Source organism: Belnapia sp. F-4-1, assembly GCF_000802185.1.
In the GTDB taxonomy this organism is placed as follows: domain Bacteria; phylum Pseudomonadota; class Alphaproteobacteria; order Acetobacterales; family Acetobacteraceae; genus Belnapia.
On the sequence record NZ_KN676113.1, the window covers coordinates 557,215 to 573,351 of the forward strand.

General features: G+C 70.8%; 12 protein-coding genes. 9 read left to right on the forward strand and 3 right to left on the reverse strand.

What is annotated here, in order from left to right:
- Positions 1-33 precede the first annotated feature (33 nt).
- Positions 34-1,788 carry a thiamine pyrophosphate-dependent enzyme gene (locus LH62_RS02870; protein ID WP_043359119.1) on the forward strand — a complete coding sequence of 585 codons (1,755 nt, stop codon included), beginning with the start codon at positions 34-36 and terminating at the stop codon, positions 1,786-1,788.
- Here LH62_RS02870 and LH62_RS02875 read toward each other — a convergent pair.
- Positions 1,785-3,452, reverse strand: a complete 1,668-nt coding sequence (locus LH62_RS02875) for an L-lactate permease (protein ID WP_043359121.1) — start codon at positions 3,450-3,452, stop codon at positions 1,785-1,787. The two genes, LH62_RS02870 and LH62_RS02875, sit on opposite strands and share 4 nt — an antisense overlap.
- A gap of 189 nt (positions 3,453-3,641) precedes the next feature.
- Between LH62_RS02875 and allE the strand changes: the two genes are divergently transcribed.
- From allE to LH62_RS02900, 5 genes are read left to right on the forward strand one after another with little or no spacing between them, the layout of a single operon-like run.
- Positions 3,642-4,409 carry a (S)-ureidoglycine aminohydrolase gene (gene allE / locus LH62_RS02880; protein ID WP_043359122.1) on the forward strand — a complete coding sequence of 256 codons (768 nt, stop codon included), beginning with the start codon at positions 3,642-3,644 and terminating at the stop codon, positions 4,407-4,409.
- A gap of 2 nt (positions 4,410-4,411) precedes the next feature.
- Positions 4,412-5,296, forward strand: a complete 885-nt coding sequence (locus tag LH62_RS02885; RefSeq protein WP_043359123.1) for a fatty acid desaturase — start codon at positions 4,412-4,414, stop codon at positions 5,294-5,296.
- Entirely contained in the window at positions 5,293-6,288 is a 996-nt protein-coding gene (locus LH62_RS02890) for an alpha/beta fold hydrolase (RefSeq protein ID WP_043359125.1), read from the forward strand. The genes LH62_RS02885 and LH62_RS02890 overlap by 4 nt, the downstream gene beginning before the upstream one ends.
- 39 nt (positions 6,289-6,327) lie before the next feature.
- Entirely contained in the window at positions 6,328-7,545 is a 1,218-nt protein-coding gene (locus tag LH62_RS02895) for an efflux RND transporter periplasmic adaptor subunit (RefSeq protein ID WP_043359127.1), read from the forward strand.
- Positions 7,542-10,730, forward strand: a complete 3,189-nt coding sequence (locus LH62_RS02900) for an efflux RND transporter permease subunit (RefSeq protein WP_052213645.1) — start codon at positions 7,542-7,544, stop codon at positions 10,728-10,730. Before LH62_RS02895 ends, LH62_RS02900 begins: the two co-directional genes overlap by 4 nt.
- A 4-nt stretch (positions 10,731-10,734) precedes the next feature.
- Here LH62_RS02900 and LH62_RS02905 read toward each other — a convergent pair whose 3' ends face one another.
- Together LH62_RS02905 and LH62_RS02910 are read right to left on the reverse strand one after the other, a co-directional pair.
- Positions 10,735-12,657, reverse strand: coding sequence for a PAS domain-containing protein (locus LH62_RS02905; RefSeq protein ID WP_043359128.1), 1,923 nt, complete (start codon positions 12,655-12,657; stop codon positions 10,735-10,737).
- 46 nt (positions 12,658-12,703) lie between these two features.
- Entirely contained in the window at positions 12,704-13,045 is a 342-nt protein-coding gene (locus LH62_RS02910) for a response regulator (protein ID WP_201445411.1), read from the reverse strand.
- A 223-nt stretch (positions 13,046-13,268) separates the two neighbouring features.
- Here LH62_RS02910 and LH62_RS02915 point away from each other — a divergent pair, with 223 nt between their 5' ends.
- The 3 genes from LH62_RS02915 to LH62_RS02925 are packed head-to-tail and all read left to right on the forward strand — an operon-like array spanning position 13,269 to position 16,125.
- Entirely contained in the window at positions 13,269-14,498 is a 1,230-nt protein-coding gene (locus tag LH62_RS02915) for an NAD(P)/FAD-dependent oxidoreductase (RefSeq protein ID WP_043359132.1), read from the forward strand.
- Between the two features lie 29 nt (positions 14,499-14,527).
- Positions 14,528-14,848: a 2Fe-2S iron-sulfur cluster-binding protein gene (locus tag LH62_RS02920; RefSeq protein WP_043359133.1), complete on the forward strand. Its 321-nt coding sequence runs from the start codon at positions 14,528-14,530 to the stop codon at positions 14,846-14,848.
- Positions 14,849-14,874: 26 nt separating this feature from the next.
- Entirely contained in the window at positions 14,875-16,125 is a 1,251-nt protein-coding gene (locus LH62_RS02925; RefSeq protein WP_043359134.1) for a cytochrome P450, read from the forward strand.
- Positions 16,126-16,137: the final 12 nt, after the last annotated feature.

Here is a 16,137-nt window from a genome sequence, read left to right on the forward strand (position 1 = left end):
CACGTTCCGCGGCGAACGGGAAAGGGCCGCCGCATGCCGAGCAACGCCAGCGAGATCGTCATCGACACGCTGCACGCCTGGGGGGTCGATACCATCTTCGGCCTGGCCGGGGATGGCATCAACGGCGTGGTGGAGGCGCTCCGCACCCGCCAGGACCGCATCCGCTTCGTCGCCGTCCGGCATGAGGAAAGCGCCGCCTTCATGGCCGCGGCTTACGCGAAATGGACCGGCAGGATCGGCTGCTGCTTCGCCACCACCGGCCCCGGTGGCCTCCATTTGCTGAACGGGCTCTACGACGCGAAGCTCGACCTCGCCCCGGTGGTGGCGCTGACCGGCCTGCCCTATCACGACCTGGCCGACACCTTCACCCAGCAGGATGTCCCGCTCGACCGCGTCTTCGCCGATGTCGCGGTCTACAATGCCCGCGTCATGGGTGCCGCCCAGGCGGAGGCGGTGACGAGCCTCGCCTGCCGCACCGCGCTCGCCCGCCGCGGCGTCGCCCATCTCGCGCTGGCGACCGACACGCAGGAGGAGTCGGAGGACGAAGCCTCGCCCCGCGGCTCCGCCCAGACCGCCGGCACCCGGTGGCAGGACGGCCTCCGCCTGCCCGACCCGGCCGAGATCGAGAAGGCAGCCGCGATCCTGAACGGGGCGCAGCGCGTGGCGATCCTCGCCGGCCGCGGCGCCCTCGATGCGAAGGCGGAGCTGGAGCAGACCGCCCAGCTTCTCGGCGCGCCGGTGGCGAAGGCGCTGCTCGGCAAGGCCGTGCTTCCGGACGACCACCCCTACACGACCGGCGGCATCGGCTACTACGGCACCTTCGGCACCCATGCCGTGATGGCGGAATGCGACGCGCTGCTGATCGTCGGCTCCACCTTCCCCTATGTCGAATACTACCCGAAGCCCGGCCAGGCGCGCATCGTGCAGATCGACCGCGACGCGCAGCGCATCGGCTTGCGCCAGGCCGCCGAGGCCGGCCTCGTCGGCGATGCCAGGGCGGCGCTCGAGATGCTGAACGCCCGGCTCCGCCGCAAGGAGGATCGCAGCTTCCTCGAGAAGGCTCAGGCCGAAACCCGCCGCTGGTATGAGACGCTGCGCGCCGCCGAGACCAGCCCTCGCCTGCCGATGAACCCCTCCGCCCCGGTCGCCGCCTTCGGCGCGCGGCTGCCGGCGGATGCGGTGGTGGTCTCCGACAGCGGCCACCATACCGGCCTCGTCGCGCGGCACATGCGGCTCGGCCCGGGGCATGATTTCGGCGTCTCCGGCCTGCTCGCCTCCATGGCCTGCGCCATCCCCTATGCGGTGGCGGCCGGCTGCGCCTATCCGGGGCGGCCGATCTTCGGCGTCATCGGCGATGGCGGGCTGTCGATGCAGCTCGGCGAATTCGCCACCGCCGTTGCCATGGGGCTGCCGCTCAAGCTGCTGGTGCTGCGCAACGGCTCGCTCGGCCAGATCAAGTGGGAGCAGATCCTCTTCCTCGGCCACCCGGAATTCGGCTGCGAGGTGCCGGCGATCGACTTCGCCCGCGCGGCCGAGGCCATGGGTGGCCGCGGCTTCACCGTGGAGGACCCGGCACAGCTCGGCGCCGTGCTGGACCAGGCGATGGCGGCGGAGGGGCCCGTCATCATCCAGGCCATCGTCGACCCGAACGAGCCGCTGCTGCCCGCCGTGGTCTCCGAGAGCTACGCGAAGCACCTCAGGAAGGCGCTGTACGAGGGCACCAAGGATGCCGGTGCCATCGAGCAGGCGCTGGAGCGCGAACCCTCGCGCTCCATGCTCAAGGGCTAGCCCACCACCATGGCGGTGAAGGGCCAGACATAGGCCTGCAGCATCACCAGCAGGCCGACCAGCACCGCCAGGACGATGGAGTGGAAGAAGACGAAGCGCAGGATCGTCCCCTCCTGCCCGAACCAGTTGGTCGCGGTAGAGGCGACGACGATGCTCTGCGCATCGATCATCTTGCCCATCACGCCGCCCGAGGAATTGGCCGCCGCCATCAGCACCGGCGAAAGGCCGAGCTGCTGCGCGGTGATCTTCTGCAGCCCGCCGAACAGCACGTTGGAAGCGGTGTCGGAGCCGGTCAGCGCCACACCGAGCCAGCCGAGCATCGTCCCGAAGAGCGGGAAGAGGAAGCCGGTCGAGGCGAAGGCGAGGCCCATCGTCGCGTCCAGCCCCGAATACCGCGTCAGCGTCCCGAGCCCGAGCATGGCGCCGATGGTGACGAGGCTGAGCCGCACCTTCCAGATCGTCCGGCCGTACTCGGCGATCAGCCCGAAGGGCGAGAAGCGCATCAGCAGCCCCGCGACGATCGCCGAGAGCAGGATGCCCGTGCCCGTCATCGACAGGATGTTGAAGGCCCAGACCGCGGCCTCGGGCGTCGCCCGCTCCACCACCGGCGGCGCCTTGACGACGGCGTTGTGCAGGCCATCGATGGGGAAGCTGGTGGTGAAGATGCCGTTCAGCGCCGCGCGCACGCCGGGCAGGCCCCAGGCGAAGACGAAGACGGTGAGGATCAGCCAGGGCATCCAGGCGCGGACCAGCGCGGCGCGGTCGAGCGGCGCGTCGCCGAGCGGCGCGACGGCCGGCGCCGTGCCCGCGCTCGGGTCGGCCCCGCGCAGCGCCGGGTTGGTCCAGATCTCGCGCGGCTGCCAGACGCGCAGGAAGCCGACCAGGCAGCCCATGCAGACCAGCGCCGAGATCACGTCGACCAGCATCGGCCCGATGTAGTTGCTGACCAGGAATTGCGGCACGGCGAAGCTGACGCCGGTGACGAAGATCGCCGGCCAGACGTCGCGCATCGCCCGGAAGCCGGCGAAGGCCCAGATCAGCCAAAAGGGCACCAGCAGGCTGAAGAAGGGCAGCTGCCGCCCGATCATCGCCGAAAGGTCGTAGAGGTCGAGCCCCGTCACCGCCGAGAGCGCGATCACCGGCGAGGCCAGCGCGCCGAAGGCGACCGGCGCCGTATTGGCGATGAGCGACAGGCCGGAGGCGGCGAGCGGCGAGAAGCCGAGGCCGATCAGGATCGCCGCCGTCACCGCGACCGGCGTGCCGAAGCCCGCCGCCCCCTCGAAGAAGGCGCCGAAGGCGAAGGCGATCAGCAGCAGCTGCAGCCGCCGGTCCGGCGTCACCCCCGCGATGGCCTTCTGCAGGATGGCGAAGCTGCCGTTCGCCACCGTCAGCCGGTAGAGGAAGATGATGTTCAGCACGATCCAGCCGATCGGGAACAGGCCGGAAAGAATCCCCAAGCCCGCCGCCCGCACCGCCATCCCGCCCGGCATGCCGAAGATGAGGGAGGCGCAGAGCACGGCGACGACAAGGGCGATGATCGCCGCCCAATGCGCCGCGATGCGGAGAAAGGCGAGCGAGACCAGCATGACGACGACGGGCAGGGCGGCGACGACGGTGGAGAGGGCGATGTTGCCCAAGGGATCGTAAACCTGGGTCCAGGTCATTCGGACGGTTCCGTAATGGTATCGGGAAGGGTGACGGCGCCATGGCCGGGGCGGGCATGAATGGCCCAGGCCCCTCCCGGCGGCAACATCACCTCCGCGCGGGGTGCGCCGGCGCGGCGAACGGCTTTGCGCCACCGATCGCGATATGGAACAGATGCCCGGCGAGCCCCATTGGAGCCATCGAGAGCCATGCCAGTCTTCGTCCCGCCCGGCGTCATCGGCCACAACCGCAGCCTGGTCACCCGCAACTACGCCGTGCTGCCGCCGGACGGGATGTTCCCGAGCGTCCTGCCCTGGCTGACCAAGGCCTCGGTCTTCTACCAGACGAGCCCGGTGATGGGCGCCCGCTTCGCCCAGGGGCGGCTCGAAGTCGAGCCGGGCGGCGGCACCGCGGCGCCGCGGCAGGACGGGCTGGAGCATTTCCTCTACATCCTCGCCGGCACGCTCGACATCGCAGCCGACCAGGACAGCGCCAGCCTGGAGCCGGGCGGCTTCGCCTACATCCCGGCCGGGGCGACCTGGAGCCTGCGCAACAAAGGGGCAGATCCGGCGAAGGCGGTCTGGATCACCCGCCCCTATGTCGCAGCCGAGGGCGTGGCCCCGCCAAGCCCCCGCTTCGGCGCGCGGGAAACGACGCCCGTCACCCGCGTCGACGACAGCGGCCGCTGGCGGCAATACCTGCTCGGCACGCTCGACATGTCCATGGATTTCGAGATGAACATCATGGGCTTCGACCGCGGCACGCATTTCCACTGCGTCGAGACCCACATCTTCGAGCACGGGCTGCTGATGCTGGAGGGCCAAGGCCTGCAGCTGCTCGACCGCGACTGGCACGAAATTTGGGAGGGGGACTTCGTCTGGATGGGCTCCTTCGTCCCGCAGCAGTTCTACTGCACCGGCTGGGGCGGCGCAGCCTATCTGCTCTACAAGGACGTGAACCGGGAGGTCACCTTCTAGCCATGCAGGCCCCAGCCCCTTCCGCGATGATGCATCTTTCGGCGCGCTCGGATGCGAAGGGGCTGCGCCAGCTTGCCCTCCACCTCTCCCTGCTTGTGGGCGCCGGCCTGCTGGTGGCGCTGCTGCCGGGCTGGTGGAAGGCGCCGGCCGTGCTGCTGCTCGGCATCGCGCAGGCGGCGCTCTTCGCCCCGCTGCACGAGACGGTGCACCACACCGCCTTCGCCAACCGCCGCCTGAACGCCGTGGTCGGCTGGCTGGCCAGCGCGCCCGGCCTGTTCAACTGGCATTTCTACCAGCAATTCCACCTCGCCCATCACCGCCACACCCAGGACCCGCTGAAGGACCCGGAGCTCGCCCCGCCCCCGCCCACCCGGCTGCCCGGCTTCGTCGTGAAGATGCTCGCCCTCCCCTACTGGCGCGCCCGGCTGCGGAACCTGTGGGACGGGCTGCGCGGCGACCTTTCCGCCTATTCCTTCATCAACCCGGCCACCGCCCCGCGGATCATCCGCAGCATGCGGGCGATGGTGGCGGTGCTGGCGGGCCTCGCCCTGCTCTCCGCCCTGCTCTTCGGCTGGGAGACGCCCCTCCTCTTCTGGATCCTGCCGCAGCTCGTCGGCCAGCCCCTGCTGCGCCTCTACCTCTTCACCGAGCACACCGGCTGCTCGATGGACCGCAACGGGCTGACCAATACCCGCACCATGCTGACGACGCGGCCGATGCGCCTGCTGATGTGGAACATGCCCTTCCACGCCGAGCACCACCTCTACCCCTTCATCCCCTTCCATCGCCTCGGCGAGGCCCATGCCGCACTCCGCGGCCGCCTCGCCCATCTCCATCCCGGCTATGCGCGCTGGCATGCCGAGCACTGGCGGACGCTGCGGGCATGACGGCGGCGGAAGGCGTCTTCGCGCTCGGCGACCTGCCGCTGCGCCGCGGCGGCGTGCTGCCGGATGCGAAGCTGGTCTGGAAGACCCACGGCACGCTCAACGCCGCCCGCGACAACGCCGTCCTCTACCCGACCAGCTACGGCGCGCAGCACCCCGACCTCGAATGGCTGATCGGGCCAGATGGCATCCTCGACCCGACCCGCTGGTTCGTCGTCATCCCCAACATGTTCACCAACGGGTTGTCGACCTCGCCCTCCAACTGCCCGGCCTGGCCGGGGCTGGTGACGGCCTGGGACAATGTGGCCGCCCAGCGCCGCCTGCTGCGCGAGGTCTTCGGCATCGAGCGGCTGCATGCCGTCTATGGCTGGTCGATGGGCGCGCAGCAGGCCTATCACTGGGCCGCCGCCCATCCGGAGGCCGTCGCCCGCATCGTCGTCAATTGCGGCAGCGCCCGCACCGCCGTCCACAACCAGGTCTTCCTCCGCAGCCAGATGGCGGTGCTGGAGGCCGCGCCCGAATACGATGGCCGCGGCCAGTTCACCGCCCAGCCCGCGGCCGCGCTCCGCGCCTTCGGCCGGGTCTACGCGAGCTGGGCGCTGAGCCAGGACTTCTACCGCGCCAACCTGCATCTGATGGCGCTCGGTGCCCCGGACCTCGACACCTTCCTCCGCACCGACTGGGAGGAGCGCTTCGCCCGCCGTGCCGCCGCCGACCTGCTCGCACAGCTCCGCACCTGGGATGCCGGCGACATCGCCGATGGCGGCGACCTGGCGGCGGCGCTCGCGCGGATCGAGGCCCGCGTCCTGCTGCTGCCCTCCGCGACCGACCTCTACTTCCGCGTCGCCGACAACGAGGCGGAGCTGCCGCACCTGAAGCATGGCAGGCTCTCGGTCATCCCAAGCATCTGGGGCCACCGCGCCGGCAATCCGGGCCCGAACCCGGCGGATGCCGCCTTCATCAAGGCCGAGGTCCGCGCCCTGCTCGACGCCTGAACCGGTTCCGTGCTTATTCTCCTCCTGCCGGAGGCCAGAATGACGAGTGGAAACCGCGACGCCCGACCCTTGGCGCGCCGTTGGGCGCGGCTGACGCACGCCCTGTTGGCCCTTGTCCTCCTCGCCGGCTGCGACAGCCATGAGGAGGAGCCGACCGCGGCCGACACCCCGCCCACCGTTTCCGTCATGCCCCCGATGCGCCGCGAGGTCACCGACTGGGACGAGTTCACCGGCCGGCTGGTCCCGACCGAGCGCGTGGAGCTTCGTGCCCGGGTCAGCGGCTATCTCGACAGCATCACCTTCACCGACGGCCAGGTGGTGCGCCGCGGCGACCCGCTCTTCCGCATCGACCGCCGCCCCTTCGAGACCGCCATCACCGATGCCGAGGCGCGGCTCGCCGCCGCCCGCTCACAGGTGGTGCTCGCCGAGCGGGAATTCGCCCGCGCCGGCAACCTGCTGCAGTACCGCGCCGGTTCCGAGGCCAGCCTCGAGCAGCGGGCCCAGGCGCTGGAAGCCGCCCGCGCCGCCGTCACCCAGGCCGATGCCGCCCTCCAGCGGGCCAAGCTCGACCTCGAATTCACCGAGATCCGTGCCCCGCTCTCCGGCCGCATCGGCCGCCACCTGGTCAGCCCCGGCAACCTCGTCGCCGGCGGCGAGGGCAGCGGCGCCACCCTCCTCGCCGTCATCGTCACCATGGACCCGATCGATGTCAGCTTCGACATCGACCAGGCCGCGGCGCTGCGCTATGCGCGCCTCGCCGAGAGCGGCGGCCGCCCTTCCTCGCGCGACATGACGAATCCGGTGCAGCTGGCGCTGGCCGACGAAACCGGCTTCCCCCGCACCGGCCGCGTCGTCTTCGTCGATAACGAAGCGGATGCCGGCACCGGCACCGTCCGCCTCCGCGCCCGCTTCGCCAATCCGCGCGACCTGCTGCTGCCCGGCGTCTTCGCCCGCATCCGGCTGGTCGCCTCCGCGCCCTACCAGGCGCTGCTGGTCCCCGACGCCGCCGTCACCACGGACCAGTCGCGCCGCGTGGTCTATGTCCTCGCCCCCGACAACACCCTGCAGATGCGCCAGGTGGAGCTGGGCCCCCTGCATGACGGGCTCCGCGTCATCCGCAGCGGCCTCCAGGGCGACGAGGAAGTCGCCGTGACCGGCCTCACCCGCGCCCGCGCCGGCCAGCAGGTGGCCCCCATCCGCCCCGCCCCGGCTCAGGCCAGATCGGAAATCGGCCCGTCGATGGCACCGCGCCCATGAGCAATATCGGCGTCATCTCGGTCCGCCAGCCGGTCCTCGCCTGCGTCCTCTCGCTGGTGCTGCTCATCGTCGGCGGCCTGTCGATGCTCTCGCTGCCGATCTCCGAATATCCGGATGTCGCGCCGCCCACCGTCGTCGTCGCCACCAACTACCCCGGCGCCTCCGCCCAGGTGGTGGCCGATACCGTGGCGACGCCGATCGAGCAGGAGGTGAACGGCACCGAGGGCATGCTCTACATGTCCTCGCAATCGACGGCCGACGGGCGGATGACGCTCACCGTCACCTTCCGCCTCGGCACCGACCCGGACCGGGCGCAGATCCTCGTCCAGGGCGCCGTCTCCACCGCCCTGCCCCGCCTGCCGGAGGAAGTGCGCCGCTGGGGCGTCACCACGCGGAAGATCGCCACCGACCGGTTGATGATCATCTTCGTCACCTCGCCGGACGGGTCCTACGACCAGCTCTACGTCTCGAATTTCGCCCTGCGCCAGGTGCGCGACGAGCTGCTGCGCATCGACGGCATCGGCGACATCGACATGCAGGGCGCACGCGACTACGCCATGCGCGTCTGGCTCGACCCCGGGCGGATGATGGCCAACAACATCACCGCCGAGGACGTGATCGCCGCCATCCAGGCGCAGAACGCCGAGATCGCCGGCGGCCAGATCGCCGAGCCGCCCGTCACCGGACAGGCCTTCCAGCCCAACCTCACCTTCCGTGGCCGGCTCGCCGACCCGGCGGAGTTTGAGCACATCGTCGTCCGCGCCAGCGCCGGCGGCCGGCTGCTGCGGCTGCACGACATCGGCCATGTCGAGATCGGCGCCGCCTCCTACACCACCGGCAGCACCCTTCAGGGCCGCCCGGCCGTGGCGCTTGCCGTTACCCAGCGCCCCGGCTCCAACTCGCTCGACACGGCGCGGCTGATCCGCGAGCGGCTGGACGCCATCACCCAGAACTTTCCGGCCGGCATCAAGGCCGAGATCGCCTACGACCCGACGCGCTTCGTCGCCGAAAGCGTGCACGAGCTGGCGCAGACCATCGGCGAGGCCGTGGTCCTCGTGGTCCTCGTCGTGCTGCTCTTCCTGCAGAACTGGCGGGCGGCGATGATCCCGATCCTCGCCATCCCGGTCTCGCTGATCGGCACCTTCGGCGTGATGATCGTGCTCGGCTTCACCCTCAACGTGCTGACGCTGTTCGGCCTGGTGCTGGCGGTCGGCATCGTGGTGGACGACGCCATCGTCGTGGTCGAGAATGTCGAGCGCCACCTGGCCGAGGAGCCCTCGGCCGCCGCGGCGGCGGAGCGCACCATGATGGAGGTCGGCGGCGCGCTGATCTCGATCGCCCTGGTGCTCTGCGCCGTCTTCGTGCCGACCACCTTCCTCGAGGGCATCACCGGTCGCTTCTTCCGGCAATTCGCCATCACCATCTCGGTGGCGACGGCGCTTTCCTGCTTCTGCTCCCTCACCCTCAGCCCGGCGCTCGCCTCGCTGATCCTCCGCCACCACGCGCCGAAGACAATCCTCCGGCCCAGCCCATTGCGTCGCCTGGTCACCGCCCTGCTCGACGGATTCAACCGCGGCTTCGACCGCCTGGCCGATGCCTATGGCGCGCTGACCCGCCGCCTCGTCCAGCGCACCGGGCCGATGCTGGCGCTCTACGCGCTGCTGATCGGCGGGGCGGGATTCCTGCTGGTGACGGCGCCGCAGGGCTTCGTGCCGGCGCAGGACCGCGGCTATGCCGTCGTCTCCATCGAGCTGCCGGGCGGCGCCTCGCTCGCCCGCACCACCGCGGTCGTCGAGCGCGCCGCCGCCATCGTCCGCAACATCCCAGGCATCGCCAGCGTCTCCGCCCTCGCCGGCATTTCCGGCGCCACCAACACCGCCGGCAGCAACCAGGGGACGCTCACCCCCGTCTTCCTCCCCTGGGACGAGCGCCTGCCGCACGGCATCACCTCGGCCACCATCCTGCGCGAGCTGCGGCGCCGCCTTGCCGTGCTGGACGAGGCGACCGTGCTCGTCATCCCGCCGCCTTCCGTGCCCGGCCTCGGCAGCGGCGCCGGCTTCGCGCTGCGCCTCGAGGACCGCACCGGCCGCGGCACCGCCATCCTCGCCGCCGCGGCCGAGGATCTGGTCGCCGCGCTGCGCCGCGTGCCCGGCCTCGCCGGCGTCTACACGCCCTTCCGCATCGACGCGCCGCTGATCGCGGTCGACATCGACCGCAGCAAGATCGAGATGCTCGGCGTGCCCGTCGCGCGCCTCAGCCAGAGCATCGAGACGATGCTCGGCTCGTCCTACGTGAACGACTTCACCGCCTATGGCCGCAACTGGCGCGTCGTCGCCCAGGCCTCGCCGGAATACCGCCGGGAGCCGGGCGACCTTTCCCGCCTCTTCACCCGCAACAGCGACGGCCAGATGGTCCCGCTGGCCAATGTGATGACGCTGCGCGACATCACCGGGCCGCAGCGCGTGCCGCGCTACAACCTGTATCCCTCCGCCGAGGTCGCCGGCGAGATCCTGCCCGGCACCGGCTCCGCCGCTGCCATCGCCGCCATCGAGCGCCTCGCCCGCCGGACCCTGCCGGACGGCATCGGCTTCGACTGGACCGACCTTTCCTACGAGCAGACGCAGAGCGGCAATGCCGGGCTGCTGGTCTTCCCGCTCTGCGTGCTCTTCGTCTACCTTGTGCTGGCGGCGCAGTACGGCTCCTGGAGCCTGCCCTTCGCCGTCATCCTCATCGTGCCGATGTGCCTGCTGACCTCGACGCTCGGCGTCCGCATGCTCGGGCAGGACGTCAACATCCTGACCCAGATCGGCTTCGTCGTGCTGGTCGGGCTGGCGGCGAAGAACGCCATCCTCATCGTCGAATTCGCCCAGCAGCGCGAGGATGAGGGCGTCACCCCGATCGAGGCCGTGGTCGAGGCCTGCCGGCTTCGCCTCCGCGCCATCCTGATGACCTCGCTCGCCTTCATCCTAGGCGTGCTGCCGCTCGTCATCGCCAGCGGGGCGGGGTCGGAGATGCGGCGCGCGGTCGGCTCCGCGGTCTTCTTCGGGATGATCGGGGTGACGGCCTTCGGCCTGCTCTTCACCCCCGTCTTCTACATGGTGATCCGCCGCATCGTCGGCCCGCGCCGCTCCATCCTGCGGCAGATGACGCGCCAGCAGCGCCGCAAGCCGCGGCTGCCCGGCTGAGGCGTCAGTAGGCGAGCCGCGCCAGCGGCACCTCCAGCCGGAGGGTCAGCCCCTCCGGCGCCCAGTCCTGCGCGATGGTCCCGCCGAGCTGGGTGATGGCGCCCCGCTCGGCCAGGATGGTGCCGAAGCCGCGCCGCTCCGGCGGCCCCTCCACCTCCGGCCCGCCGCGCTCCCGCCAGGTGAGGCCGAAGCGCTCGCCCAGCCGCTCCCCGGTGATGGCGACGCCGCCTTCCGGCCGCGACAGCGCGCCGTACTTCGCCGCATTGGTCGCCAGCTCGTGCAGGATCAGCGCCAGCGAGGTCGCCGCCTTCACCCCGACCGGCACGTCGTCGCCGCCAAGCTGCATCCTTCCCGCCTCCTCGGCCCCATAGGGCGCGAGCAGGGTGGCGAGCAGCCCCTTCAGCGTCGTCCCGCCCTCGGCCGGCTGCGCCTCGCCGTTATGCGGCCGCACATAGTCATGCGCCCGCGCCAGGGCCTGCAGACGGCGGCGGAGGGTGGCGGCGAAGCCCTTCACCTCGGCCGGGGCGCCGGAGGCGGAAAGCGAGACCATCCCGCCGATCACGGTGAAGATGTTCTTGATCCGGTGCGAAAGCTCCTTCGCCAGCAGCTCCTGCCCCTCCTCGGCCCGCTTGCGCTCGGTGATGTCCACCACCGCGCCGGAGAAGCGGATCGGCCGCCCCCCGGCATCCTGGGCGCAGCGGCCGCGCGCGACCACCGAACGCGTCTCGCCGCCGGGCGGCCGCACCCGGTACTCCGCCTCGAAGGCGTCGCCCGTCGCCATCGCCTGCTCGATCTGCTGCCGCACCCGGTCCCGGTCCGCCGGCTCCACCGCCTCGAACAGCAGGGCGATCGGCACCCCGGCCGCCATCGCCGCCGGATCCTGGCCGAACATCCGCGCATAGCCCGCATCGGCGGTGATGCGGTCCGCCGGGACGTCCCAGACGAAGGTGCCGATCATCTCCGCCGCGCCCAGCGCCAGGCGCAGCCGCTCCTCGCTGAGGCGGAGCTTCTCCTCGGTCGCCTTGATGTCCTCGATATCGGTGCAGGTGCCGAACCAGCGCTCGATCCTGCCCCCCGCATCGCGCACCGGCATCGCGCGGCCGAGGGTCCAGCGATAGGCGCCATCGGCGCGGCGCAGCCGGTACTCGATCTCGTAGGGCTCGCCCGTTTCCAGCGAGCGGCGCCAGCGCTCCCAGGCGCGGGCCTGGTCGTCCGGGTGGAACATGCCGTTCCAGCCCGCGCCATCGGTCGAGCCGAAGGGCACGCCGGTGAACTCGTACCAACGGGCGTTGTAGTAGTCGTGGGACCCGTCCGGCAGGGTGGACCAGACCATCTGCGGCATCGCGTCCGCCAGCACGCGGAACCGCCGCTCGCTCGCCTCGCGCGCGGCCAGCGCGCGCCGCAGCTCGAGCCGCGCCATCACCTGCCGCGCCAGCACCTGCAAGGCGAAGCCCTGCTGCTCGCTAAGCCCCTCCGGCCGCGGCCGCCGGTCGATGACGCAGAGCGTGCCGAGCGGCAGCCCGTCCTCCGTCTCCAGCAGGGCGCCGGCATAGAAGCGAATATGCGGCGCCGACGTCACCAGCGGGTTGCCGGCGAAGCGCGGGTCGGTCGCGGTGTCGGTCACGACGAAGAGACCCCGCTGCAGGATGGCATGGGCACAGATGGACACGTCGCGCGGAGTTTCCCGCACCCCAAGCCCCACCTCGGCCTTGAAGAACTGCCGGTCCTCGCCGAGCAGGCTGACGAGCGCGATCGGCGCGTTGCAAAGCTGAGCGGCCAGCTCCACGACCTCGTCGAACTCCCGCTCGGGCGGCGTGTCGAGGACGTTGTAGCTGTCGAGGGCGGAAAGCCGCTTGGCCTCGTCCCAGTCCTGGCCTTGCGACCGGTAAGGCTGGACCTCGTCCGCCTGGCCTTCGAAGGCGTTCATTGCCACATTTCCGATACAAATCTCAGCTGTACAAATTCGCACTGATTCAGGGCCGTGGCGAGAGCTTTGCCCGTAATGTGTGCTCGATCTCGACGGGGTCATAGGGCTTGGGGACGAAAGGAACCGAGCGCAGCTGGGGCGGCAGCTCCTCGGGCCGGGAGCCGGAAATGAAGGCGAAGGGCAGCCCGCGCTCGTGCAGCGCCTCGGCCAGGTCGAAGGTCTTGCCGTCCAGCACGTCGATGTCGAGCAGGGCGGCGTCGAAGGTGGTATCGGCGAGGGCGCGCCGCGCCTCGCGCACCGAGGCGGCGAGCGCAACCTGGGCGTGGCCTTCCCCGAGGCTCAGAACAATCTCCTCGAGATCGAGCGCAACCATCGGGTCGTCCTCCACGATCAATATCCGACGCGCATTCATGGTCTTCCCCGACACTCAGGCACCGCTGCGGCGGGCCAGGCCCATCGATACGCGAACGCATTGCCACCCTCCTCAGCCCCGCGTCATAACGAGCTTGTGACGATGCATGCCCCCGCATAGGCTGCCGCAGGGTTTCCTTGACGCCTTCCGCCCCGTCATGCCCATGCTCGCGCCAACCGGGCCGGAAGGAGCAGGCAGGGTGGAGGAGGGACCAGGGATCGTCATCGCCGGGGCCGGCCATGCCGGCGGCTCGGCCGCGGCCTTCCTGCGCCAATATGGCTGGAAGGGGCCGATCACCCTGGTCGGCGAGGAACCCCTGCTGCCCTATCAGCGCCCGCCCCTGTCCAAGGCCTGGCTGAAGCGCGAGGCGACCGCCGACAACCTCGCCCTCCGCCCCGAGCGCTTCTATACACAGCACCGCATCGCCACCCGCCTCGGCACCCGGGTAGCGGCGATCGACCGCGCCGCCCGCCGCCTCGCCCTCTCCGATGGCACCACTCTCCCCTATGACCGGCTGATCCTGGCGACCGGCGCCTCGCCCCGCCGCCTCGGCCTGTCCGGCGATGCTTTCTCCGGCGTGCTGGCGCTCCGCACCGCCGCCGATGCGGATGCCCTGGCCGATGTGCTCCTCCCCGGCCGGCGCCTCGCCATCATCGGCGGCGGCTATATCGGCCTCGAAGTCGCCGCCTCCGCCCGCGCCCTCGGCGCCTCGGCCGTGGTGATCGAGCGCGAGCCCCGGGTGCTGGCCCGCGTCGCCGGCCATGCCCTGTCCGGCTTCCTCGAAGCCCGCCACCGGGCGGAGGGCGTCGAGCTGCTGCTGGAAGCCGCCGTGGAGACGATCGAAGGCGAGGCCGGCGCCGCCGCCGCGGTCCGCCTCATCGACGGCCGCCGCATCCCCTGCGATGCCGTCCTCGTCGGCATCGGCGCCGTCCCGAACGACGCCCTCGCCGCCGACTGCGGCCTCGAGGCCGGCGGCGGCATCACCGTCGACCTCGCCGCCCGCACCTCGGACCCGCTGATCCACGCCATCGGCGACTGCACCCGCCGCCCGCTGCCGCTCTACGGCCGCGAGGCCCGGCTGGAGAGCGTCCCCAACGCCATCGAGCAGGCGAAGCAGGCCGCTGCCGACATCTGCGGCCGCCCGCCGCCGGTGCCGGAGGTGCCCTGGTTCTGGTCGGACCAGTACGACCTCCGCCTGCAGATCGCCGGCCTCGCCTTCGACCCGGCCGAGGCGGTGGTCCGCGGCGCGCCGGAGAGCGGCAGCTTCGCCGTCTTCCACCTCGCCGCCGACCATCGCGTGCTGGCGGTGGAGGCGGTGAACGCGCCGGCCGAGTTCATGGCGGGACGCATCCTGGTCTCGAAGCAGCGGCAGGTGGCGCCCCAGCTGCTGCATGACGCGGCGCTGCCGCTCAAGGACCTTGCCATCTGAAGGCAGGACAGCAGGGAGAAACGACGCGCATGCCGCAGGTCACCTATATCGAGCACAACGGCACCGAGCACCGGATCGAGCTGGAAGCCGGCAAGTCGGTGATGCAGGGCGCCATCGACAACGGCATCCCCGGCATCGATGCCGATTGCGGCGGCGAATGCGCCTGCGCCACCTGCCATGTCTATGTGGACGAGGCCTGGCTGGCGAAATGCGGCACGGCCGGCGAGCAGGAGGCGAGCATGCTGAGCTTCGCCGCGACGGCGGAGCCGAACTCCCGCCTTTCCTGCCAGATCACCATGGCGCCCGAGCTCGACGGCCTCGTCGTCCGCATGCCGGAGGCGCAGCACTAGAAGCAAGAAGGAAGGAGGAGCTGGCGATGAACGCCCCCGTCGACCTCGACCACGCCCGCATCGCCGCATCCACGCCGCTCGACCGGCTGGATCCGAGCAACCCGGCGATCTTCCGCGACGATGCCTGGCAGCCCTATTTCGCCCGGCTGCGGCGCGAGGCGCCGGTGCACTACACGCCGGAGAGCATGTTCGGCCCCTTCTGGTCGGTCTCCACCTACAAGGAGATCATGCAGTGCGAGCTGGCGCACAAGGTGCTGTCCTCCGACAGCCTCCACGGCGGCATCTCCATCCGCGACCGCGACAAGGCGCTGCGCCTGCCGATGTTCATCGCCATGGACCCGCCGCAGCATGACGAGCAGCGCAAGGTCGTGCAGCCCATCGTCGCCCCCGCCAACCTGGCGAAGCTGGAGCACGTCATCCGCGAGCGCGCGGTCCGCATCCTCGAGGGCCTGCCGCGCAACGAGACCTTCAACTGGGTGGACCGCGTTTCCATCGAGCTGACGGTCGCCATGCTGGCGACGCTCTTCGACTTCCCGCAGGAGGAGCGGCGCAAGCTTTCCCACTGGTCGGATTGCGCAACGGCGCTGCCCATGCCGGGCGGACTGATCGAGAACGAGGAGCAGCGCGAGGCCGTCTTCGCCGAGATGCTCGGCGCCTTCATGAAGCTTTGGAACGAGCGGGTGAATGCCGAGCCGCGCCCCGACCTCATCTCCATGCTCGCCCATGGCGAGGCGACGCGGAACATGACGCCGCGGGAGTTCATGGGCAACCTGATCCTGCTGATCGTCGGCGGCAACGACACCACGCGCAATTCGATCAGCGGCGGCGTGCTCTTCCTCAACGAGAACCCGGAGGAATACGCCAAGCTGCGGGCCAACCCCGCGCTGATCGAGACCATGGTGCCGGAGATCATCCGCTACCAGACGCCGCTCGCCCATATGCGCCGCACCGCGACGGCCGATTTCGAGATCGGCGGCAAGACCATCCGCGCCGGCGACAAGGTCGTCATGTGGTACATCAGCGGCAACCGCGACGAGGCGGCGATCGAGCAGCCCGACCGCTTCATCATCGACCGTGCCCGGCCGCGCGGGCACCTGTCCTTCGGCTTCGGCATCCATCGCTGCGTCGGCAACCGCCTCGCCGAATTGCAGCTAAAGATCCTCTGGGAGGAGATCCTGAAGCGCTTCCCGCGGATCGAGGTGGTGGGCCCGGCCGAGCGCACCTACTCCGCCTTCGTCCACGGCATCACCAACCTGCCGGTCCGCATCCCCGGCTGAGGCGCGAGGGGG